The 20795-nt window shown below is 72.6% G+C and carries 21 protein-coding genes and 1 pseudogene; 4 read left to right on the forward strand and 18 right to left on the reverse strand.

The window, feature by feature from the left end:
• Positions 1–3: 3 nt before the first annotated feature.
• The 14 genes from ACLBYB_RS22655 to ACLBYB_RS22720 form a co-directional block, all read right to left on the reverse strand.
• Entirely contained in the window at positions 4–2199 is a 2196-nt protein-coding gene (locus tag ACLBYB_RS22655; protein WP_447700128.1) for a molybdopterin cofactor-binding domain-containing protein, read from the reverse strand.
• Positions 2200–2213: 14 nt separating this feature from the next.
• Positions 2214–2675 (reverse strand): (2Fe-2S)-binding protein, encoded by a 462-nt coding sequence (locus tag ACLBYB_RS22660; protein ID WP_020095607.1) that lies wholly within the window; start codon positions 2673–2675, stop codon positions 2214–2216.
• Positions 2676–2973: 298 nt separating this feature from the next.
• Positions 2974–4206 (reverse strand): urea ABC transporter substrate-binding protein, encoded by a 1233-nt coding sequence (gene urtA / locus ACLBYB_RS22665; RefSeq protein WP_091681517.1) that lies wholly within the window; start codon positions 4204–4206, stop codon positions 2974–2976.
• 174 nt (positions 4207–4380) lie between these two features.
• On the reverse strand, positions 4381–5217 hold the full coding sequence (locus tag ACLBYB_RS22670; RefSeq protein ID WP_042675556.1) for an urease accessory protein UreD: 837 nt from the start codon (positions 5215–5217) through the stop codon (positions 4381–4383).
• Positions 5218–5219: 2 nt separating this feature from the next.
• Entirely contained in the window at positions 5220–5846 is a 627-nt protein-coding gene (gene ureG, locus ACLBYB_RS22675; protein ID WP_447700129.1) for an urease accessory protein UreG, read from the reverse strand.
• 42 nt (positions 5847–5888) lie between these two features.
• Complete coding sequence (gene ureC, locus ACLBYB_RS22680; RefSeq protein ID WP_447700130.1) at positions 5889–7601, reverse strand: urease subunit alpha; 1713 nt, start codon at positions 7599–7601, stop codon at positions 5889–5891.
• Between the two features lie 10 nt (positions 7602–7611).
• Complete coding sequence (locus tag ACLBYB_RS22685; RefSeq protein WP_056530829.1) at positions 7612–8307, reverse strand: urease subunit beta; 696 nt, start codon at positions 8305–8307, stop codon at positions 7612–7614.
• 10 nt (positions 8308–8317) lie between these two features.
• Positions 8318–9001 carry an urease accessory protein UreF gene (locus ACLBYB_RS22690; protein WP_056530826.1) on the reverse strand — a complete coding sequence of 228 codons (684 nt, stop codon included), beginning with the start codon at positions 8999–9001 and terminating at the stop codon, positions 8318–8320.
• Complete coding sequence (gene ureE / locus ACLBYB_RS22695) at positions 8995–9459, reverse strand: urease accessory protein UreE (RefSeq protein WP_026605247.1); 465 nt, start codon at positions 9457–9459, stop codon at positions 8995–8997. The genes ACLBYB_RS22690 and ureE overlap by 7 nt, the downstream gene beginning before the upstream one ends.
• Positions 9460–9549: 90 nt before the next feature.
• Positions 9550–10857 carry a type III glutamate--ammonia ligase gene (gene glnT, locus ACLBYB_RS22700; RefSeq protein ID WP_447700131.1) on the reverse strand — a complete coding sequence of 436 codons (1308 nt, stop codon included), beginning with the start codon at positions 10855–10857 and terminating at the stop codon, positions 9550–9552.
• A 75-nt stretch (positions 10858–10932) separates the two neighbouring features.
• Complete coding sequence (locus ACLBYB_RS22705) at positions 10933–12261, reverse strand: FMN-binding glutamate synthase family protein (protein WP_447700132.1); 1329 nt, start codon at positions 12259–12261, stop codon at positions 10933–10935.
• A 103-nt stretch (positions 12262–12364) separates the two neighbouring features.
• Positions 12365–13051, reverse strand: coding sequence for a GltB/FmdC/FwdC-like GXGXG domain-containing protein (locus ACLBYB_RS22710; protein WP_100252594.1), 687 nt, complete (start codon positions 13049–13051; stop codon positions 12365–12367).
• A gap of 34 nt (positions 13052–13085) precedes the next feature.
• Positions 13086–13994 carry a class II glutamine amidotransferase gene (locus ACLBYB_RS22715; RefSeq protein WP_447700133.1) on the reverse strand — a complete coding sequence of 303 codons (909 nt, stop codon included), beginning with the start codon at positions 13992–13994 and terminating at the stop codon, positions 13086–13088.
• A 101-nt stretch (positions 13995–14095) separates the two neighbouring features.
• A complete protein-coding gene (locus ACLBYB_RS22720) occupies positions 14096–14782 on the reverse strand; it encodes a helix-turn-helix domain-containing protein (RefSeq protein WP_020095167.1) in 687 nt (228 codons plus the stop codon).
• Between the two features lie 308 nt (positions 14783–15090).
• Here ACLBYB_RS22720 and ACLBYB_RS22725 point away from each other — a divergent pair, with 308 nt between their 5' ends.
• Genes ACLBYB_RS22725 through ACLBYB_RS22740 form a run of 4 tightly spaced genes read left to right on the forward strand, consistent with a single transcriptional unit; the run spans position 15091 to position 18431 of the window.
• A complete protein-coding gene (locus ACLBYB_RS22725; RefSeq protein WP_447700134.1) occupies positions 15091–16545 on the forward strand; it encodes an FAD-binding protein in 1455 nt (484 codons plus the stop codon).
• Positions 16546–16604: 59 nt separating this feature from the next.
• Complete coding sequence (locus ACLBYB_RS22730) at positions 16605–17024, forward strand: DUF4383 domain-containing protein (protein ID WP_026605246.1); 420 nt, start codon at positions 16605–16607, stop codon at positions 17022–17024.
• The gene (locus ACLBYB_RS22735) at positions 17021–18148 is read left to right on the forward strand and encodes a hypothetical protein (RefSeq protein ID WP_447700135.1); all 1128 of its coding nucleotides are present in this window, start codon (positions 17021–17023) and stop codon (positions 18146–18148) included. Before ACLBYB_RS22730 ends, ACLBYB_RS22735 begins: the two co-directional genes overlap by 4 nt.
• Positions 18132–18431: a hypothetical protein gene (locus ACLBYB_RS22740; RefSeq protein WP_447700136.1), complete on the forward strand. Its 300-nt coding sequence runs from the start codon at positions 18132–18134 to the stop codon at positions 18429–18431. The genes ACLBYB_RS22735 and ACLBYB_RS22740 overlap by 17 nt, the downstream gene beginning before the upstream one ends.
• 46 nt (positions 18432–18477) lie before the next feature.
• On the opposite strand, the gene ACLBYB_RS22745 is transcribed toward ACLBYB_RS22740, so the two are convergent.
• The 4 genes and pseudogenes from ACLBYB_RS22745 to ACLBYB_RS22760 all read right to left on the reverse strand — a co-directional run.
• Positions 18478–18822 carry a hypothetical protein gene (locus ACLBYB_RS22745; RefSeq protein ID WP_447700137.1) on the reverse strand — a complete coding sequence of 115 codons (345 nt, stop codon included), beginning with the start codon at positions 18820–18822 and terminating at the stop codon, positions 18478–18480.
• A 152-nt stretch (positions 18823–18974) separates the two neighbouring features.
• On the reverse strand, positions 18975–19901 hold the full coding sequence (locus ACLBYB_RS22750; RefSeq protein ID WP_447700138.1) for a lysozyme inhibitor LprI family protein: 927 nt from the start codon (positions 19899–19901) through the stop codon (positions 18975–18977).
• 91 nt (positions 19902–19992) lie between these two features.
• On the reverse strand, positions 19993–20412 hold the full coding sequence (locus tag ACLBYB_RS22755) for a hypothetical protein (RefSeq protein WP_056530795.1): 420 nt from the start codon (positions 20410–20412) through the stop codon (positions 19993–19995).
• A 128-nt stretch (positions 20413–20540) separates the two neighbouring features.
• Positions 20541–20795, reverse strand: a pseudogene (locus tag ACLBYB_RS22760) (hypothetical protein); the annotation flags it as partial.

The following is a 20795-nucleotide window of genomic DNA, read 5'->3' on the forward strand; positions in this document are numbered from 1 at the left end:
CCCTCATGCCCGGCGGAGATCCGTGTCCTTCAGCGGAAGCTGGCGGACGCGCTTGCCGGTCGCAGCGAAGATCGCGTTGAGCACGGCCGGCGCGGCGACCGCGATCGTCGGCTCGCCGACGCCGCCCCAGAAACCGCCGGACGGCATCAGGATGGCCTCGACCGCCGGCATCGCGTCCATCCGCATCACGGGATAGCTGTCGAAGTTCGTCTGCTCGATGCGCCCGTCCTTCACCGTGCAGGCGCCGTACAGCGCGGCCGAGAGACCGTAGACGAAGGAGCCCGCCACCTGCGCGTCGATCTGCTGCGGATTGACCGCGTGGCCGGGGTCGGTCGCCGCCACGATACGGTGGATCTTCAGCTCGCCCCGGTCGGAGACCGAGACCTCGGCCGCGCCCGCGACGTAGCTCCCGAACCCCATCGTCTGGCAGATGCCGCGGTAGACCCCCGCGGGCGGCTTGCTGGCCCATCCGATCCGCTCGGCCACCGCCTGCAGCACGGCCCGGTGCTTCGGGTGGTTGTCCATCAGCTTCAGCCGGAAGGCGAGCGGGTCCTGACCGGCGGCGTGGGCCAGCTCGTCCATGAAGCATTCGAGATAGATGGCGTTCGGGTTCAGGTTCACGCCCCGCCAGAAGCCCGGCAGGATGTGCGGGTTGCGCATCGCGTGATCGACCAGGATGTTGGGGATCGTGTAGCCGATCGCGGCCTCCGGACCTCCGGGGTTGAGACCCTGGAAGGTGACCGGGTCGCGGCCCTCGACCATGCGCTGGGGGGCGACCGAGGCCAGGATCGACTGGCCGGAGATGCGCATGTGCAGGCCGGTCAGGTTGCCGTCCCCGTCGAGGGCGGCGCGCATCCGGCACTGCGTGACCGGGTGGTACCGGCCATGCGTCATGTCCTCCTCGCGGGTCCAGATCAGCTTGACCGGCGTGCCCGGCATCTCCCTAGCGATGAGCACCGCCTGACGCACCCAATCGTGCGTGGCGCCGCGCCGGCCGAAGCCGCCGCCGAGATGGATCTTGTAGACCTCGCACGACGTGGCCGGCAGCCCGGCGGCGTCGGCGGTCGCGGCCAGAGCCGCCTCGCCGTTCTGCGTCGGCGTCCAGACCTCGCAGCGCTCCGGCGTCCAGAGCGCGGTGGCATTCATCGGCTCCATCGTGGCGTGATTCTGGAACGGTACGCCGTAGACGGCCTCCACCACCTTGGCGGCGCCCTTGAGGGCGCCGGCCACATCGCCGGCCTTATTGCCGACGAAGGCCTGCTCGGCGTCGAGTCCCTCGCGCAGGGTCGCCGCGATGGTCTCGCTGGAAACCGTCGCGTTCGGTCCCTCGTCCCAGACGACCGGGAGGGCGTCGAGGGCGGTCTTGGCGCGCCAGAACGTGTCGGCCACCACCGCGACCGCGCTGTCGCCGACCTGGAGCACTCTTCGGACACCGGGCATGCCCGACACAGCCGCGGCATCGAAGCTCCTCACGCTGCCGCCGGTCACCGGACAGTCGCGGATCGCGGCGTTGAGCAGGCCGGGCAGCTTGAGATCGATCCCGTAGACCTGGCTGCCGTCGAGCTTGGGCAGGGTGTCGAGCCGCTTCAGCGGCTTGCCGGCGATGGTCCAGTCCTTCGGATCCTTGAGCACCACGTCCTTCGGCGGCTCGATCCTGGCCGCCTCCGCGGCGACGGCGCCGTAAGTGATGCTGCGGCCGGAGGTGCCGTGGGTGATCACGCCCCGCTCGACGCGGCACTCGGCGGCGGGTACGCCCCAGCCCTTCGCGGCGGCGGCAACGAGCATCGTGCGGGCGGCGGCGCCGCCTCTTCGCACGTACTCGTGAGAATCGCGCACGCCGCGGCTGCCGCCGGTCGAGTAATCACCCCAGACGCGCTTGCGGGCGAGGTTCTGGCCCGGGCTCGGATACTCGGTGGTGACCCTGGCCCAGTCGCAGTCGAGCTCCTCGGCGACGAGTTGCGCGAGGCCGGTGAGCGTGCCCTGGCCCATCTCCGAACGGGCGATGCGAATGACCACGGTCTCGTCCGGCTTCACCACGACCCAGGCATTGACCTCCGGCGCGGTGGGCGCCGCGTCGAGGGTTGCAGCCCGTGCGGGAAACGGGATGTGGAAGCCGAGGGTGAAGAGACCGGCGCCGGCGAGCAGCGTGCGGCGGCTGGGGCGGGCAGCCTTCGGAGAGGCCTTGGATTCGAGGCTCATCTGCTCGTCCCCCGTCAGCCGGACTGGCCGCGCTCGGCGGCGATCTTGATGCCGGCGAGCACACGGTTGTAGGTGCCGCAGCGGCAGATGTTGGTGATCTCCTGGCGGATCTGCTCCTCGCTCGGACGCGCGTTCTGCGCCAGCAGCGCCGCCGAGGCCATGATCATCCCGGGCTGGCAGAAGCCGCATTGCGGCACGTCGAGCTCGGCCCAGGCTTGCTGGACCGGATGGCGGGCATCCGGGGCTAGCCCCTCGATCGTGACGATCTTCTGCCCCGCCTCGATCGCCGAGAGCGGCACGGAGCAGGAGCGGACGGCCGCCCCGTCGATATGCACGGTGCAGGCACCGCATTGGGCGATGCCGCAGCCGTACTTGGTACCGGTCAAACCGATCTGCTCGCGGATGACCCAGAGGAGCGGGGTGTCGGCCTCGGCATCGACCTCACGCACGACGCCGTTGACGTTCAGTCGTGCCATCTGACCCCTCTCCCGAACGAGATTATGTATCCAGTATCCCCAAAGCGGGGGAGGCCTCAAGGGAGGGCGTCAGCGACCGTCGGCAGCAGCCATCCGGCGCTCGGACAGGTCGACGTCTGCGACCCGAATGCGCCAAGGCTCTCGAGGCCCAAGGCGTGACCTCTCCTGCCATCGAACCGACTTCCCGCAGATCCCGGCCGCCCTCAGCGGGATCGGAACCGAGCACCGAGCCGTGGCCGCTGGCCTGACGCTGTTCTCCGAGCGGATCAACGCGCATCCTCCCAGCCGTCAGCCTGGCCTACTGGTACCCTTTCGGGAACGGATCGGGCTTGATCAGCTCGGGGCTGGTGTAGACAATCTCGAACTGGCCATCGGGCTTGGCCCGGCCGACCCGCGTCTTCGACCAGAGGTGATGGTTCTCGTCGATCTTCACGTAGCCTTCCGGCGCGCCCTTGAATTCCAGGCCGGGCGAGGCCGCCACGACCTTGTCGACGTCGAAGGTGCCGGCCTTCTCGCAGGCCATCTTCCACAGGAACGGGCCGAGATAGGCCGCCTGCGTCACGTCGCCGATGACCGTCTTCTCGCCCCACATCTTCTTGAACGCGGCCACGAACGCCTTGTTGTTCTCGTTCTGGATCGACTCGAAGTACTTCATGCACGAGTAGGCCCCGGCGATGTTCTCGCCGCCGATGCCGTCGACCTCGTCCTCGGTCACCGACAGCGTCATCAGCACCTGCTTCGACAGGTCGATGCCCGCCGCCTTGAGCTGCTTGTAGAACGCCACGTTCGAGCCGCCCACGATCGTGGCGAAGATCACTTTCGGCTTGGTGAGCTTGATCTTGTTGATGACCGAGTTGAACTGCGTGTGGCCGAGGGGGAAGTACTCCTCGCCGACGACCTTGCCCTTGAGCACGGTCTCGATGTGCCGGCGGGCGATCTTGTTGGAGGTGCGCGGCCAGATGTAGTCGGAGCCGATGAAGTAGAAGCTGTCGCCGCCCTTCTCCTTATGGACCCAGTCGAGGCCGGCGAGAATCTGCTGGGTGGCCTCCTGGCCGGTGTAGAAGACGTTCTTGGACTGCTCCAGGCCCTCGTAGAAGGTCGGGTAGTACAGGAGGCCGTTGTACTGCTCGAAGACCGGCAGCACCGCCTTGCGCGAGGCCGAGGTGAAGCAGCCGAACACGGCGGCGCAATGGTCGTTGACGAGGAGCTTCTTGGCCTTCTCGGCGAAGGTCGGCCAGTCGGAGGCGCCATCCTCCTGGATGATCTTGATCTTGCGGCCGAGCACGCCGCCGGCGTCGTTGATCTGCTGGATCGCCAGCTTCTCGCCCTGGCTCGGCCCGGTCTCCGAGATCGCCATCGTGCCGGTGATCGAGTGCAGGATGCCGACCGTCACCTCGCTGTCGGTCACCGCCAGAGCGCCGGCCTCGGCGGCCGCCGCGACGCGCGGCAGCGATGCCGCGAGCGGGGCCGCCGCCAGCCCGAGCAGCAGGCGCCGGCGGAGGGTGAAGTGCGCGGGATCGTCTGTCGCCATGGCGGGCAAATCCTTCAGATCGTTCGAGAAGGTGGGCCGCCCCGTCCGCACCGGATCAGCCGTCGCGCACGGATCGTCTCCTTCGGCACATTTCTTCAAAAGAAAAAAAATTTCGCAAGATGAAAACATCGGCAGCCTGCCCATATCGGCGGCGGCGCTCCCGGGCGCCGGCTCCTATTTGCGGCGGCGCGCCGGGGCGAGCCCGGTCAGCGCCGCGAAGGCGCGACCGGCGGCCGCCTCCAGCCCCGCCGCCAGGGTGCCGCCGTCGGGCGCGAGGAGCCGGAGGCCGAGCCCGGCCGCGTTCGGCAGCGGGCTGAGCCCGGCCCGGCAGCCGGTGCGGTCGGCCGCGGCCTGGACGTCCCCGGGATCCGGCAGGCACGGGGCCGGACCGAGGATGACGAGGGCGCCGTAGGCCCGCCACGGGCCGAGCGGCGAGGCCGGATCGCGGAACTCGGCGCCGGCGATGCGCGCCCGCTCGCGGACCAGGACGGCCCCCGCCGCCGTCTCGATGCCGAGGGCGAGCTCGACGTGCTCGAACGGCCTGCCGCGGCCCTCCGGGTCGTGACACGCAATGCTCTCGGAGACGACGGCACGGGCCCCGGGCTCGAGCGTGACCCGGGTCGAGGCCGAGAGGGCGGCGCCGGGGAACAGGATCAGGGGATCGGGCACGCAGTGGAGGAAGGCATCGGCGCCGACGCGGATCCGCGTGTCCTGGCGGGCCGGCTGGTCGGCGCTGCGATGGACGACCGTGGCGGCCTGGGTGGTGACGTGCGCCGCCGAGCCCGGACCCATCGCGATGTCGAGGCCGAGACGGTCGCCGCGGTAGAGGCCGCCGGAGGCCGATTGCAGGTACAGGGTGATCAGCTCCGGCCGCTGCGGATACAGGCGGAACGGCCTCGTGATGTGGAACGGGTACGGCACGTGCTGGTCGGCGAGCACGGAGGTCCCGCCGCCGCGCACGAAGCCGAGGCGGGCCGTCGCGCGGCGGCCGGTCTGGACGTCGTCGGGCACGGCTAGGGCGCGAACAGGACAGCCCGGCCGATGGCATCCGCCACCGCGTCGATGCCGAGGCCCGCGCGCGCGTTCGTGGCGAGGACCGGCCTGCCGCTCCGGACCCGCGCGGCCTCCGCGAGCATCCCGTCGAGGTCGACGCCGACATGCGGCGCGAGGTCGATCTTATTGATCACGAGGAGGTCGCAGCGCAGCACGCCCGGGCCGCGCTTGCGCGGGATGTCGTCGCCGCCGGCCACGTCGATCACGAAGATCCACCAGTCCACGAGGTCGAGGGAGAAGGTCGAGGCGAGGTTGTCGCCGCCGGATTCGAAGACGAGCAGCTGCAGGCCTGGGAAGCGCGCCTCCAGCGCGTCGCCCGCGGCGATGTTGAGGGTCGGGTCCTCCCGGATCACCGTGTGCGGGCAGGCCCCGGCCTCCACCGCCTCGACGCGGCGCGGATCGATCAGCCCGGAGCGGCGCAGCCGCTCGGCATCCTCCTCGGTGACGAGATCGTTCGTGATCACCGCGAGATCGACGCCCCGCGCCCGCAGCACGGGGATCAGCCGCTCGATCAGCGCGGTCTTGCCGGATCCGACCGGGCCGCCGATCCCGATCCGGGCGGCGTTCGCGGGAGTCACGTCGGTCATGGGGAGCGGGGCCGTGAGAGGGGTGGCGGGGTTCGGCGCCGCTCAGCGCAGCATGTAGCGCTGGGCGAGCGGCAGGGTCCGGGCCGGCTCGCAGGTGGCGAGCACGCCGTCGACGAAGACGTCGAAGGTCTGCGGATCGACGCGGATCTCCGGGCAGGCGTCGTTCCAGAGCATGTCGGCCTTCGTCAGCGTGCGGGTCCCGCGGGCGGGCAGGAGCGTCTTGCGCAGGCCGAGCCGGCCGCCGAGATCGGCCTCGATCGCCAGGGGATGGACGAAGCAGGCCGAGAGCGCCTGCTTGGCGCGCCCGAAGGCGCCCCATTGCGGGCGCATCAGCACCGGCTCGCAGGTCATCAGCGAGGCGGCGGAATCGCCCATCGCGCCCCAGGCGATGAAGCCGCCCTTGATCACGAGCTCCGGCTTGATCCCGAAGAAGGCCGGCCGCCAGACGACGATGTCGGCCATCTTGCCGGGCTCCAGCGAGCCGACATGCTCCTGGATGCCGAAGGTGCGCGCCGCGTTGATCGTGTACTTGGCGATGTAGCGCTTGATCCGGGCATTGTCGCCGAAGCCCGGCCTCTCCTCGGGGAGCGGGCCGCGCTGGTCCTTCATCTTCGAGGCGAGCTGCCAGGTCCGGCAGACGACCTCGTGGATCCGGCCCATGCCCTGGCTGTCGGAGCCGAGCATCGCGATCGCCCCGATGTCGTGGAGCACGTCCTCGGCGGCGATGGTCTGGGCGCGGATGCGGCTCTCCGCGAAGGCCACGTCCTCCGGCAGGGCCGGGTTGAGGTGGTGGCACACCATCGTCATGTCGAGGTGCTCGTCGAAGGTGTTGACCGTGTAGGGGTTGGTCGGGTTCGTCGACGACGGCAGGCAGTGCGGCAGCCCGGCGACCCGGATGATGTCCGGCGCGTGGCCGCCCCCGGCCCCCTCGGTGTGGTACATGTGGATGGTGCGGCCGCCGATCGCCGCCAGCGTGTCCTCCACGAAGCCCGACTCGTTCAGCGTGTCGGTGTGGAGCTGGACCTGGAAGTCGTACGCGTCGGCGAAGCCCAGGCAGGCGTCGATCGCCGCCGGCATCGCGCCCCAGTCCTCGTGGATCTTGAGGCCGAGGACGCCGGTCTCCAGCTGCTCCTTCAGGGCGGCCGGCCGGTGGGTGTTGCCGCGCCCGAGGAAGCCGAAATTCACCGGCCAGGCCTCGGCGGCCTGGAGCATGCGGCCGGTGTTGAACGGGCCGCCGGAATCGATGCCGACGGTGATCGGCCCGAGCGAGCCGCCGAGCAGGGTCGTGACGCCGGAGGCGATCGCGTGGTCCGGCAGGCCGGCGGAATCGAAGTGCACGTGCACGTCGATGGCCCCGGGCGTCGCGATCAGGCCCTCGCAGTCGCGCACCGTCGTCCCGGCCGACACGATCAGGCGCGGGTCGACGCCGTCCATGATCGCCGGGTTGCCGGCCTTGCCGAGCGCCACGATCCGCCCGTCCTTGATGCCGAGATCGCCCTTCTGGATGCCGAGGACGGGGTCGATCACCACGACGTTGCAGAGGAGGAAGTCGAGCGCGCCCTGCGCGGCGGTCACCCCGGGCGCCATCCCGATCCCGTCGCGCAGGGTCTTGCCGCCGCCGTGCAGGCACTCGTCCCCGTAGACGGCGTGGTCGTGCTCGACGACCGCCACCAGGGCGGTGTCGGCGAGCCGCACCCCGTCCCCGGTGGTCGGCCCGTAGAGGGCGGCGTAGTCGCGGCGCGGGATCGTCACCATGGCACTCTCCCTAGGCGCCCTTGAAGCCGCGGGCCTTGGCGCGGGCGAGGGCCGCCGCCCGCGCCGCGTCGTCGGGCAGGGTCCCCTGCGTCAGGTCGTTGAGCCCGGTCAGCTCCCGGGCGCCGCCGAAGCCGACCAGCGTCACGGTCTTGCGCTGGCCCGGCTCGAAGCGGATCGCCGTCCCGGCCGGGATGTCGAGGCGGTGTCCCAGGGCCGCCGCCCGGTCGAAGTCGAGCGCCCGGTTCACCTCGAAGAAGTGGTAGTGCGAGCCGATCTGGACCGGGCGGTCGCCGGTGTTGACGACGTCGAGGGTGACCCGCGGGCGGCCCGCGGCGAGCTCGATCGCGCCGTCGGCCGGCAGGATCGCGCCGGGCTCCAGGGTGTCGGCGGGGGCGCCCGCCCGGGCGCGGACCGGCTCGTGGACCGTGACGAGCTTGGTGCCGTCCGGGAAGACGCCCTCGACCTGCAGGATCGGCAGCATGGCGGCGATGCCCGGCATCACGTCCTCGGTCGACAGGATCGTGGAGCCCCAGCCGATGAGGTCGGCGACGCTGCGCCCGTCGCGCGCGCCCTCCAGGATCTCGTCGGTGATGAGCGCCACCGCCTCCGGGTAGTTGAGCCTGAGGCCGCGGGCCCGGCGCTTGCGGGCGAGCTCGGCCGCGGTGAAGATCGTGAGACGTTCCAGCTCGGTGGGCGTGAGCAGCATCACCCGCTCCCTAGTTGGCGAACAGGCGCAGGTCGGCGCGCGCGTGCCGCATCGCGGCGACCTCGATCAGCGGCGTGAAGCCCGTGAGGACGATCGCGCCGTCGGGGTCCTCGGTCACGGGCCGCTCGGCGATCTCCGCGACGAGCGGCAGCACCGTCTGGAGGGCCTGCTGGCCCTGGATGGCGCCCACCTGACCGAGCCGGACCGTGGCCGAGACCAGGCCGGAGACGAGCTGGTAGCCGGCGACGGCCGCCGCCTCCGCTTCCGACAGGCCCAGCCCCCGCCACAGGGCGCCCTGCACGGTGGCGAGGTGCCCCAGCATGAGCCCGGACCGGATCGCGGCGCGGATGTCCCCGGCACCGGGCGTGGCGAGCCGCGCGTGGGTGGTCAGCAGGGAGGCGCCGTTGCGCCGGCTGCCGGTGCGCATCGCCTCGACGAGGGTGGCCGCCTCCACGGCGGCGTCGATGCGGCCGAGCCGGGCCGGATCGGGGCCGGCGCGGTGGGCGAGGATCAGGGCGACGCGGTCGCTCTCCGCCCACCGGAAGCGCACGAGGGCCGTGAGCGTCCGCGTCAGGCTCCCCGTGTCGAAGGCCGGGTCGCCCGCGACGAGCCCCTCGATCCCGTTGGAGAAGGCGAAGCTCCCGCTCGGGAAGGCGGCGTCGGCCTGCTGGAGGGACAGGAGCCGGCTCAGCACGGCGCCGCCTCGTCGAGGATGGTGTGGGTCACCTGCCGGTCGGTGACGAGGGCGCCGAGGCGGACGAGGTACGCGTCGGCCGGTCCGTCCAGGGCCACCAGGAGGGCGCCGTCGGCGAAGCGAACCCGCCAGTGGAGGTTGCCGGCGTGGTAGCCGAGTTCGAGGGCGGCGGCCTGGCTGTCCGGGACGAGGCGGAGCCAGCGCTCGGAGCCGACCCGGGCGACGAGGGCGCGGTCCGCCTCCAGCGCCAGCACGGCCCCGTCGAAGAGCGGCTCGTCCCGCGGCAGGGCGAGGGCGATCTCCTCGCCGGACTGGGTGGTCGCGCGGATCCGCCGCCGGGCGACGTCGGTGCTCGACACGACGAGCACGTCCACCGCGCCGTGATGCGCGAGATGGTGCAGGCGCTCGGCCATCCCGGATTCGTGCCGGCTGCCCAGGATACGATGGATCACACGCATGTCGGTCCGCGTCCCGCTCCCCGTCGCCAGGATCGAACTGGGCCTTGCAAGAGCCGGTCCGCCGTTCGGCGCGTCACCGGCAGCACCGGCTCAGACATCGAGCGTGGTCTCGCGCTCCCAGGCGGTGAAATGGGCGCAGTAGCTGTCCCACTCATTTTGCTTCAACTTGAGGTAGGCGACGGAGAACGCGCCGCCCAGATTGTCCCGCAGGGCCTCGTCGGCCTCGAAGGCCCGCAGCGCGTCCAGCAGGTTGAGCGGCAGGCGCGGCGCGCCGGTGACGGCGTGGCCGTCGCGGTACATGTCGACGTCGCTGTGCGGCCCGGGATCGGCCGCCGACGCCAGGCCGTCCAGGCCCGCGGCCAGGATCGCCGCCTGGAGCAGGTACGGATTGGCCGCCCCGTCGGGCAGGCGCAGCTCGAACCGGCCCGGCCCGGGCACGCGCACCATGTGGGTGCGGTTGTTGCCGGTCCAGGTCACGGCGTTCGGCGCCCAGGTCGCGCCCGAGATCGTGCGGGGCGCGTTGATGCGCTTGTAGGAATTGACCGTCGGGTTGGTGATCGCGGCGAGCGCGGGCGCGTGCCGCATGATCCCGCCGAGGAAGTGCCGGCCCCGGGTCGAGAGGCCGAACGGCATCTCGGGATCCGCGAAGGCGTTCACGGTGCCGGCATTGTTCCACACCGAGACGTGGCAGTGGCAGCCGTTGCCGGTCAGCCCCGGGAACGGCTTCGGCATGAAGGTCGCCCGCAGGCCGTGCCGCTCGGCGACCGAGCGGACCATGAACTTGAAGAAGGCGTGCTTGTCGGCGGTGGCCAGCGCGTCGTCGTATTCCCAGTTCATCTCGAACTGGCCGTTCGCGTCCTCGTGGTCGTTCTGGTAGGGCTTCCAGCCCAGAGCCAGCATGTGGTCGCAGATCTCGGCGATCACGTCGTAGCGGCGCATCAGCGCCTGCTGGTCGTAGCAGGATTTCTCCGCCCGATCGTGGTGATCCGAGATCGCCGATCCGTCCGGGCTCAGCAGGAAGAACTCGGCCTCGACGCCGGTCTTGACCCGCAGGCCCTCGTCGGCGGCCCGCGCCACGAGCTGCTTCAGCACCACCCGGGGCGCCTGGTCGACGGGCGCGTCCGCCATGGTGCAGTCGGCCGCCACCCAGGCGACGTCCGGCTTCCAGGGCAGGCGGATCACCGAGGCGGTGTCCGGCATCGCGAACAGGTCGGGATGGGCCGGTGTCAGGTCGAGCCAGGTGGCGAAGCCGGCGAAGCCCGCGCCGTCGCGCTGCATGGCGCCGATCGCCTGCGCCGGCACCAGCTTGGCGCGCTGGCAGCCGAACAGGTCCGTGTAGGAGATCATGAAGTACTTCACGCCGTGCTCGGCGGCGTAGGCGGAAAGGTCGGTCGTCACGGCAGCCCCCTGAGCGCGGATCGGGTGGGGGCCGGCCGCGCCCCGTTCCGGCGCGACCGGCAGGGTTGAAGGGCCCTAGAAGCCCGCTTTGCCCGGGTACCAGTCGGTGCCGGCCAGCGGCACGCGGGCCATGGCGGCGGCCTCGAGCGTCAGCGCCACGAGGTCCTCGGGCTCCAGATTGTGCAGGTGGTTGTGGCCGCAGGCGCGGGCGATGGTCTGCGCCTCCAGGGTCATCACCTTCAGGTAGTTGGCGAGCTTCCGGCCGGCGCGGACCGGGTCGAGGCGGGCCGCCAGCTCGGGGTCCTGCGTGGTGATGCCCGCGGGGTCGCGGCCCTCGTGCCAGTCGTCGTAGGCGCCCGCCGTGGAGCCGAGCTCGCGGTACTCCTCCTCGTAGGCCGGGTCGTTGTCGCCGATGGCGACGAGCGCCGCGGTGCCGATCGAGACCGCGTCCGCCCCCAGCGCGATGGCCTTGGCGACGTCCGCGCCCGAGCGGATGCCGCCCGAGATCACGAGCTGCACGCTCCGGTGCAGGCCGAGGTCCTGCAGCGCCTGCACGGCGGGGCGGATGCAGGCGAGCGTCGGCTGGCCGACATGCTCGATGAACACGTCCTGGGTCGCCGCCGTGCCGCCCTGCATGCCGTCGAGGACGACGACGTCGGCCCCGGCCTTCGCGGCGAGCGCGGTGTCGTAATAGGGCCGGGCGCCGCCGACCTTCACGTAGATCGGCTTCTCCCAGTCGGTGATCTCGCGCAACTCGCCGATCTTGATCTCGAGATCGTCCGGGCCGGTCCAGTCCGGATGCCGGCAGGCGGAGCGCTGGTCGATGCCCTTGGGCAGGTCGCGCATGGCGGCGACCCGGTCGGAGATCTTCTGGCCGAGCAGCATGCCGCCGCCGCCGGGCTTCGCGCCCTGGCCGACCACCACCTCGATGGCGTCGGCGCGCCGGAGGTCGCGCGGGTTCATGCCGTAGCGGGAGGGCAGGTACTGGTAGACGAGGATGTCGGAATGGCCGCGCTCCTCGTCGGTCATGCCGCCGTCCCCCGTGGTGGTGGAGGTGCCGGCCAGCGTAGCGCCGCGGCCGAGGGCCTCCTTGGCGTTGGCGGACAGGGATCCGAAGCTCATGCCGGCGATGGTGATCGGGATCTTCAACGCGATCGGTTTCTTGGCAAATCGCGTGCCGAGGGTGACGCCGGTCCCGCAGGTCTCCCGGTAGCCCTCCAGGGGATAGCGGGACATCGAGGCGCCGAGGAACAGCAGGTCGTCGAGATGCGGGAGCTTGCGCTTCGTGCCGCCGCCGCGGATGTCGTAGATGCCGGTGGCCGCGGCCCGGCGGATCTCCGCCAGGGTGTGGTCGTCGAAGGTCGCCGACTTGCGCGGCGGCATCGGCGGGTTCTGGTAGGTCATGCCCGGTCTCCCGCTTGAGCCGCTCCCGATCGGGAGCGGCTTTAAGTCCTTGATTCGACGCGCTCGCTCGCGCCGAACCGGTATCCACTCCGGCGGCGCGCTCTCAGTAGGCGTCGGCGTTGTCGATGTTGAAGCTGTAGAGTTTGCGGGCCGAGCCGTAGCGCCGGAACTCTTCCGGCCGGACGTCCGCGACCCCGGCGCGGTCCAGCAGGGCCGCGAGGTGCGCGCGGTGCTCGGGGCGCATCGGCTTCTCGACGCAGTCGGCCCCGAGGCTCTTCACGCTGCCGCGGACGAACAGCTTCGCCTCGTAGAGCGAGTCGCCCAGCGCCTCGCCGGCATCGCCCAGCACCACCAGCGAGCCGGACTGGCCCATGAAGGCCGACATGTGCCCGATCGAGCCGTGCACGACGATGTCGATCCCCTTCATGGAGATGCCGCAGCGCGAGGCCGCGTTGCCCTTGATGACGAGGAGGCCGCCGCGCCCGGTGGCGCCGGCATATTGCGAGGCGTCGCCCTCGATCACGACGGTGCCGGACATCATGTTCTCGGCGACGCCGGGGCCCGCCGAGCCCTGCACCGTGACGGTGCCGCCGTCGTTCATGCCGGCGCAGTAGTAGCCGACTGGGCCCCGCACCGTGACGGTGACGGGCCCGTCGATCCCGACCGCCACCGCGTGCTGACCCCGCGGGTTCAGCACCTCGAATTCGGTGTCGTTGGCGCCCGGCGCGACGCCGTGGAGGGCCTGGTTCAGGGCGCGCAGGGGCGTCGCCGCCAGATCGAAGACGGGCATGAGCGAGATCCGTGAAGGCTGCGGGGGGAGCGGCTCAGGCGGCCTGCCGCTGATCCCAGAAGTAGACGGTCGCCGGCTCGGGCTCCCAGACGCGGGCGGATTCGATCCCCGGCAGCCCGACGAGCGCCCGGTATTCCGAGCCGAAGGCGACGTAGCGCTCGGTCTCGGCCATGATCGCGGGCTTGCAGGCGATCGGGTCGCGCAGCACGCCGAAGCCGGACTTGGTGCCGACCACGAAGGTGAAGAACCCGTCGAGATCCGTGAGCGCCCCCGCGAGCGCCGCGCCGAGGTCCCGGCCCCGCGCCATCGCGGTGGTGAGATAGGCCGCCGCGACCTCGGAATCGTTCTCCGTCTCGAAGGCCATGCCGTCGCGGGCGAGGCTCCGGCGCAGGTTGTTGTGGTTCGACAGCGAGCCGTTATGGACGAGGCACTGGTCGGCGCCGGTGGAGAACGGGTGCGCGCCCATCGTGGTCACGGCCGATTCCGTCGCCATCCGGGTGTGGCCGATGCCGTGGGTGCCGGACATCCCGGCGATGCCGAAGCGCGCCACCACCTCCCGCGGCAGGCCGACCTCCTTGTAGATCTCCACGCTCTCGCCCGCGCCCATCACGCGCAGATCGGGCGCGAGGCCCTTCAGGGCGCCGCGCGTCGCGGCGAGGCGGTCGGACGCCACGGTGATGACCGCGTGCGAGCTCTTCACCGCCACCCGCGCCGAGCCGCCGGAGGCCTCCGCGAGGCGCTGCTCCAGGGCGGGGAAATCCGCCTCCGGGCGTGCCGACTGCACGGTGATCTTCGACAGGCCGGGCGCCGGCGGCCGGTAGATCGCGAGGCCGGCCGAGTCCGGCCCCCGATCCGTCATGGTGACGAGCATGTCGGCGAGCAGCGCGCCGAGCTGCGGCTCCAGGGCGGGGTCCTTCAGGAACAATCCGACGATGCCGCACATGGCACCACCTCCGTCGCGGGTTCGCCCGGAGCATAGGCGGCCTGCGCGGCGGAAATCAACCCTCAAGAAATAAGATTTCTTCCTGAGAACAACGCGGCCCGTCAGCCGGTGCGGCCCGACTGTGGATACGCGATCACCGAGAGGTAGCGGGCCGGCAGCACGAGCAGCTCCGCCGGCCCGTGCGGGGCATCGGCGTCGAAGAACAGGCTGTCGCCGGGCTGCATGTGGAAGTGCCGGTCCCCGTGCCGGTACAGCACCTCGCCCTCCAGCATGTAGAGGAACTCCAGGCCGGGGTGCTGGAAGGTCGGGAACACGTCCGAATCGGTCGTGAGCGTGATCAGATACGGCTCGACCGTCACGCCGCTGGTGTTCTCGTGGATGTGCCCGAGCAGGTTGTACTGGTGCCCGGCCCGCGTGCCGCGCCGCTCCAGCTCGATCCCCTCCCCGGCCTTGACGAAGACCGCGTTGCGGACCTCCTCGTAGCCGCGGAAGAAGCCGGTGATCGGCATGCCGAGCGCCTGGGCGAGCAGCTGCAGCGTCGTCAGGGACGGCGAGATGTTGCCGTTCTCGATCTTCGACAGCATGCCGGGCGACAGGCCGGTCGTCGCGGCGAGGTCCGCCGAGGTGATGCCGAGGCGCTTCCGGCGCTCGCGCACCGCGTGGCCGATCGCGCGCTCGAGGTTGTTCTCGCGCGGCTCGCGGACGGCGTGCGGATCCTGCAGCAAGACCGGCTCCCGCTCCGGCCGCGGGGCCTCCCCTGCCGTCCGGTTCGAAGCGCCTGACGGCATGGCGGATCTCCCTCCTCGGCGATCGTGGGCTCCGGCCACGCGGGTCCTCCGCCGCCGTGCCGCGGCGTCGGACGCCTGTCAACGTCGCGATCCGCGACCCGTCGAGGAACCGCGGTTGAGGACGGATCGGCGCGTGGCGCCGACGGCCGGAGCGCGGGTGCTCGACCGCGCCGGGGGCGGCGTGGCATCGTCCCGGCCGGCGGCGGACCGCGCTCCGTGCGTGATCTCACGCCGCCGGATCCGAACCCGTCGCAGGGTTGGCCGGCGGGGCGAGCCGGTCGCCCCGCCGGCGCGAATCGAGGGTGGGCATGGCCGGGACAGGACCGAGCAGGCGCGGGATCCTCGCGGGCGGCGGCGCCGCGGCGGCCGCCGCGCTGCTGCCGCGGGCGGCCCGGGCCGCGCCGCGGATCATCCTCAACGACGCGAGCGGCCTCAACCCGACCCCGGTGACGCGCCACGCCGTGCTCCCGCCGGGCTCGACCGACGCGCTGATCGAGGCCGTGCGCGCCGAGATCCGGGATGCCGCCGCCGCCGGCCGGCCGGTCGCCGTCGGCGTCGCCCGCCATTCCATGGGCGGCCAGAGCCTCGCCCGCGACGGGACGGCCGTGACCCTGGAGGGCGGCCCGATCGAGCCCGACACAGCCGCCGGCCTCTACCGGGTCGGGGCCGGCGCGCGCTGGTCGCAGGTCATCCGGCAGCTCGACCGGATCGGCTACTCGCCGACGGTCATGCAGTCGAACAGCGATTTCGGGGTCGGCTCGACCTTCTGCGTCAACGCCCACGGCTGGCCCGCGCCGCACGGCCCGTTCGGCTCCACCGTCCGCGCCCTCCGCCTCGTCCTGGCCGACGGCAGCCTCGTGACCTGCTCCCGCGAGGAGAACGCCGAGCTGTTCGGGCTGGCGATGGGCGGCTACGGCCTGTTCGGCATCGTGGTCGACCTCGTGGTCGAGATGGTGCCGAACCGCCTCCTGACGCCGACCTTCGCGGTGATGCCGGCCGCGGATTTCGCGCCGGCCTTCGCGGCGGCGGTGGCGCGCGACGCCCGCCTGCGGATGGCCTACGGCCGGCTCTCGGTCGCGCAGGCCAGCTTCTTCGACGAGGCGATCCTCGTCACCTACGCGGAGGCCGAGCACCCGCCGCAGGTCCTGCCCGCGGCGGCCGCGCAGGGGGCGTTCTCGGCGGTCTCGCGGGAGATCTACCGGGCCCAGGTCGGCAGCGAGTTCGGCAAGCGCGCCCGCTGGATCGCCGAGACCCGGCTCAACCCGACGCTCGATCCCGGCCTCGCCACCCGCAACAGCCTGATGAACGAGCCGGTGGCCAACCTCGCCTCGCGCGACCGCAGCCGCACCGACATCCTGCACGAGTACTTCGTCCCGCCCGAGGGCTTCGACGCGTTCCTCGTCGCCTGCCGCGAGACCATCCCGCGCTCGGGCTGCGACTGCCTCAACGTCACCCTGCGCTACGTGGCGGCGGACCCGGACTCGGCGCTGGCCTACGCGCCGGGCCCGCGGATCGGCGCGGTGATGTCGTTCTCGCAGGGCCTCACCCCCGGCGACGAGGCCGCGATGATGCGCATGACCGAGGCCCTGATCGAGCGCGTCGTGGCGATCGGCGGGGCCTATTACCTGCCCTACCGCCTGCACGCCCGGCGCGACCAGATGGCCCGGGCCTATCCCAGGCTCGACGCCTTCGTGGCCGCCAAGCGCCGCTACGATCCGGGGCTGCTGTTCCGGAACGCCCTGTGGTCGACCTACATGGCCTGACCGCGCCCCGGCACGGATCCGCCTCGCGCGGGCCGCGCGTGCCGACTCAGGAGACGCCCATGAGACCCACGCCCCCGCAGGTGGCCGCCCTCGCCTTCGCGGCCATCCTGCTGTTCGCCGCCGCCACCGACTACGTCCCGGCCTTCCGGGACGCGGAGGGCCGCGTCTTCGGCCTGTTCCGGCTCGACGTCTACAAGGACGCGCTCCACCTCGCCTCCGGCCTGTGGGCGCTCGCCGCCGGCCTGTGGTCGCGCTCCGCCGCCGTGACCTTCCTGCGGGCCTTCGGGGCGATCTACCTGCTCGACGGCGTCGTCGGCGTGCTCACCGGGTCGAGCTTCCTCGACCTGTCGCTGTTCCTGAAGGGCTTCCAGGACAGCCCGCTCCTCTCCAACGGCCCGCACCTGAGCCTCGGCCTCGCCGGCGTCGTGCTCGGCTGGTGGCCGTGGCGCGCCCGGACCGCGGCCGGGGTCGCCGCGTGAGCCCCCGGCCCCCCCGTCGCCGGCGACGGGTCGTCCGCTGGGCGGTCGCCGGCCTCGCCGTTCTGGTCCTCGCCTGCGCCCTGCCCGTCGCGGCGATCGAGGGGGGCTGCACGGTCAGGCCCGATCCCGCCGGGCCGGGGCGTTCGGCGGGCGGCTCGCGCTTCGGGATCGCCCCCGAGGGCTACAAGCGCGCGGCCGGCGACAGCTACCTCACCTTCCCCGAATGGGACATCGTCCACGCCTACGCGGACCTCGCCGGGGTGACGCGTTCCGCCTCGGAATCGGCCTTCGACTACTGGGCGGCGACGACGGGCTTCTGGATGAGCCTGTGCGGAGCGACCCGGGCGGCCGGGCGCACCGGCGACGTCACCGCGGGCCAGAAAGTCACCAACTACGTGATCGGCCTGAGCTTCACGGCCGAGATGCTGATCCAGGGCGCCTACGAGCGCACCCTCGGGGCGCTGACCGCGCGGTGGCGGGGGCCGGAGCCGACGGACGAGGACCGGTTCAACGCCCGGCTGCTCGGGGATTACGCCGCGTTCCTGCGCCAGACCCCCTGGTACCGCTACCCGTTCGACGCGGAGCTGTCGCGGCTCTGGCACGAGGTCCCGTTCACGCCGTCCCTGCGGGCGGTCGAGCGGCGCGGCGCGCTCACGCTGCAATACGGGGTGAAATGGGCCTACGCCCAGGGGATCGCGTGGCTCGCCGGGATGGACCCGGCCGGCCTGACGATCCGCAGCGTCGTGGCGGGGCTCGATGCCGGCGACGCGGCCGCCGACCCGCGCATCACTCTCCTCGGCCCCGTCCCGGCCGGCGACGGCGGCCCGGCCGCCCTGATGGAGACGCCGCGCTACCGGGCCTTCACGGAGATCGTCCGGGGCCTCGGCGCGCGGGGCCGGATCGTCCTGGAGATCGCCGGCAACCACCGGATCCTCACCACCGTCCTCCTGCCGCCGGGCCGGACGGTCACCCTCGGCGGGGCCGAGCCGCTGTTCGCGATGCCGATCCAGTCCGAGCCGGGCTGGCAGCGCGTCGGCTACGACACCGCGGTGGAGCAGCTCGTCGCGCAGATCCGCGCCGTGGAGGCCGCGGGGGGCCGGTTCGAGCATGCCTACGATTACTGATCGGCGCCCGCGGCGCGGCCTGCCGGTCGGCGCCGTCGCGGCGGCGCTCGCCGGGGGGCTCGGCGTGACCGCGCTGACCGCCCTCGCGGTCCAGCCGGAGACCGTGGTGGCGCTCGGGAACCCCGGCACCCTGGCGGCCGCCGACGACGGGGCCCTGGTCTCGGCCGGCCGCGCGTACCTGGTGCTCCGGCCCGCCGCGCCGGGCGCGGTCCGGCGCCTCTACGCGGGCGGCGCCTGGCTGGTCCTGCCGGCGCCCGGGACCGGCTGCCTGGGCACGCGCTGAGGAGAGCGCCCGCGGGGCAGCCGGAGGGCCGGCCGCGGGCCGGTGCTCAGTAGGGATCGGAGCGCTCGAGGATCTCCTGCCCCATCAGCACGCAGCTCCCGGGCATCGGCGCGTAGATCAGCCGGATCCGATACGCGCCCTTGTAGATGCTGCCCTCCACCTCGATCACCTGGAAGCGCCGCGTCCCGACCAGGGACGCGACGGTGCCGACGGACCGGACGGACGCGGAATCGACCGTGGCCCGCGTGTCGCCGTCGCTGTGGAAGCGCAGCAGCTTGAGGGCCTGCCGCTCGGCGTCGGCCGCGCAGGGGGGAATGGGGGCCGCGACCGCGGCGGTCGCGGCCAGGCCCGTCACGGTGATCAGCGGCAGCGCCCGCAGGATCCGTTTCATCGGCACGCGACTCCGTATTCGTGGACCTCGGGCAGTTCGCCATCGCCCGTCGTAGTCACCGAGAGCGTGCCGGCGGCCCCGGGCCGGCGCAGGGGCCGGCGCAGGGGCCGGCGCAGGGGCCGGATCGGGCGTGGGGGCGTGCGGTCCCATCGTCACCGGCTGCTCGGGGCGCCCGCGGGCGCGGGCGGGCTCGATCCCGGGGCCGTCCGGGCCGCCGGAACCGGGTCGGGCGGCGGATAGGCGGGGTCGGTCAGGCACACCGAGAGCCAGGTCTCGGCATCGGCGTCCGGGGCCAGCTCGACGTCGAGGACGGGCCGAGGTCCCGCGGGTGCCGCCGCGCCGGCGACGGTCGGGGCGGCAGGCCGCGCCCAGCGGCCGTCGGCGTTGTCGGGACCCGGGCATTCCGCGTCGTCGCCCCCGCCGATCGTGCAGGTCGCGACCGTGCGCGCGGCGCCGTCGACGACCCGCGCGACCGTGCGCGTCTCGGAGGTGTGGCCGCTCGCCCAGTCGTCGGACAGCGTGCAGACCCGGTCGCCGTTCTGGTAGCGCCGGCTGCCGAAGCACCCGTAGACCCGGTCCCGCCCGACGGGGAGGAAGTCGCACGCCGCGTCGAACCCCGCGAAGGGGCCGCCGGTGAACCGCGCCGCGAAGGCCCGCTGCCGCAGCGCCGCCGCGATCCAGTGCGGTCGGGCGGGATCGCTCTTCGAGCGGCCGGACAGGTCCTCGGTCCGTGCCCGGATCGCCTTCAGCACGACGGCGCGCGCGTCGGCCGCGTCCAGGTCGCCGAGCCACGTGTCCCGGGCCGCCACCCAGCGCTTCTGGCTGGCGACCAGCATCGCGCGGATCTCGGCGTCGTCCGTGCTGTGCAGGAGGCCGGAATAGGCCGCACCCAGGGCGGCGTCCGCCTTCCGAAGCGCCGGGTCGGCGCAGATCATGCGCTCGAGCGGGCTGGCCGCCTTGCGGCAGTCGATCGCGCGGGCCGACGACGGCGCCAGGAGGGTTGCGGCGAGGAAAGCGGCGAGGGCAGCGGCGAGGGTGGCCGCCGGGAGGCGCGTCACGGCCGGCCCCGCGCTGAGCATCGCCCCGAACCTCGCCCCGAAGCTCGCACCGGACCGCGCATCGGAACCTCGCCTCTGGGCCGCGTGCCTGGAGCCGGTCGACATCGGGGGCCTACTGCGCCGCGGCATCGACGATGCGGCACAGGTTCTGGTCGACGTCCTGACCGATCTGGCCGGCCTGCACCATGAACAGGGCGTCGACCCGGCTGCCCGCCCCGGCCTTGCGCACGACGACCCGCAACGTCTGCGGTCGCCCCGAACCGGATGTCTCCTGCTGGGCCGTCAGGGTGCCGAGCGCCTTCTCCACGTGCACGCCCACGAACCCCTCGGCCAGGACCGCCCGCGTCACCCGGTCGAACGCGGCCCTGGGGCTGACCGAGGGGAAGATCATCCACGTCTTGTAGGTGATGGCCTGGAGCATCGGCGTCCCCTCGCTCCGGTAATGGTCGCGGCACGTCTCCGCCGCGGCCGCGGGGAGCGGGAGCGTCGATAGGATGGCCGCGTAGATGAACGCGTTCCGCATCGATCCCATGGGGCCCCTCTCACTTCGCTCTGCTGGTGGTTCTGTCGATGACCTGCCGGACCTGTGCAGCGGGGGCCGGTCAGGCGTGGATTCGTCGGATGAGCGAGGCCGGGCCGCACCGGCCGGCCCCGCGGGTCTCAGAGCTGCGGCGTGGCCGCTGGCCGGGGGCGCGGCGCCGGCGCCATCGCGCGCGGCGGCGGAGGCTCGGTCCGAGGCGGCGCGCCGGGCGCGTCCGCCGCGGCCGCCTCGGACACCGGAGGCTCCGCGACCGGTGCCGGCCGCGGGGCCGCGACCGAGCCGCGGACCGTGTCGCGCAGGAAGTCGCCGGTGCTGGTGCCGGCCTCCCGGGGGGCCGGAGCCGGCGTCGCCCGGGCCGCCGGCGCGGCCTGCCC

The sequence above is a fragment of the Methylobacterium sp. D54C genome (assembly GCF_053345595.1).

What these genes read in the sequence shown, in the direction of transcription:
- ureE (WP_026605247.1), bottom strand. Translation starts at nt 9,459, where the DNA reads ATGCGTGTGATCCATCGTATCCTGGGCAGCCGGCACGAATCCGGGATG.
- ACLBYB_RS22660 (WP_020095607.1), bottom strand. Translation starts at nt 2,675, where the DNA reads ATGGCACGACTGAACGTCAACGGCGTCGTGCGTGAGGTCGATGCCGAG.
- urtA (WP_091681517.1), bottom strand. Translation starts at nt 4,206, where the DNA reads ATGGCGACAGACGATCCCGCGCACTTCACCCTCCGCCGGCGCCTGCTG.
- ureC (WP_447700130.1), bottom strand. Translation starts at nt 7,601, where the DNA reads ATGGTGACGATCCCGCGCCGCGACTACGCCGCCCTCTACGGGCCGACC.
- ACLBYB_RS22755 (WP_056530795.1), bottom strand. Translation starts at nt 20,412, where the DNA reads ATGGGATCGATGCGGAACGCGTTCATCTACGCGGCCATCCTATCGACG.
- ACLBYB_RS22710 (WP_100252594.1), bottom strand. Translation starts at nt 13,051, where the DNA reads ATGCCCGTCTTCGATCTGGCGGCGACGCCCCTGCGCGCCCTGAACCAG.
- ACLBYB_RS22730 (WP_026605246.1), top strand. Translation starts at nt 16,605, where the DNA reads ATGAGACCCACGCCCCCGCAGGTGGCCGCCCTCGCCTTCGCGGCCATC.
- ACLBYB_RS22715 (WP_447700133.1), bottom strand. Translation starts at nt 13,994, where the DNA reads ATGTGCGGCATCGTCGGATTGTTCCTGAAGGACCCCGCCCTGGAGCCG.
- ureG (WP_447700129.1), bottom strand. Translation starts at nt 5,846, where the DNA reads ATGACCGACGTGACTCCCGCGAACGCCGCCCGGATCGGGATCGGCGGC.
- ACLBYB_RS22750 (WP_447700138.1), bottom strand. Translation starts at nt 19,901, where the DNA reads ATGCTCAGCGCGGGGCCGGCCGTGACGCGCCTCCCGGCGGCCACCCTC.
- ACLBYB_RS22685 (WP_056530829.1), bottom strand. Translation starts at nt 8,307, where the DNA reads ATGCTGCTCACGCCCACCGAGCTGGAACGTCTCACGATCTTCACCGCG.
- ACLBYB_RS22725 (WP_447700134.1), top strand. Translation starts at nt 15,091, where the DNA reads ATGGCCGGGACAGGACCGAGCAGGCGCGGGATCCTCGCGGGCGGCGGC.
- ACLBYB_RS22720 (WP_020095167.1), bottom strand. Translation starts at nt 14,782, where the DNA reads ATGCCGTCAGGCGCTTCGAACCGGACGGCAGGGGAGGCCCCGCGGCCG.
- ACLBYB_RS22745 (WP_447700137.1), bottom strand. Translation starts at nt 18,822, where the DNA reads ATGAAACGGATCCTGCGGGCGCTGCCGCTGATCACCGTGACGGGCCTG.
- ACLBYB_RS22655 (WP_447700128.1), bottom strand. Translation starts at nt 2,199, where the DNA reads ATGAGCCTCGAATCCAAGGCCTCTCCGAAGGCTGCCCGCCCCAGCCGC.
- ACLBYB_RS22740 (WP_447700136.1), top strand. Translation starts at nt 18,132, where the DNA reads ATGCCTACGATTACTGATCGGCGCCCGCGGCGCGGCCTGCCGGTCGGC.
- ACLBYB_RS22705 (WP_447700132.1), bottom strand. Translation starts at nt 12,261, where the DNA reads ATGACCTACCAGAACCCGCCGATGCCGCCGCGCAAGTCGGCGACCTTC.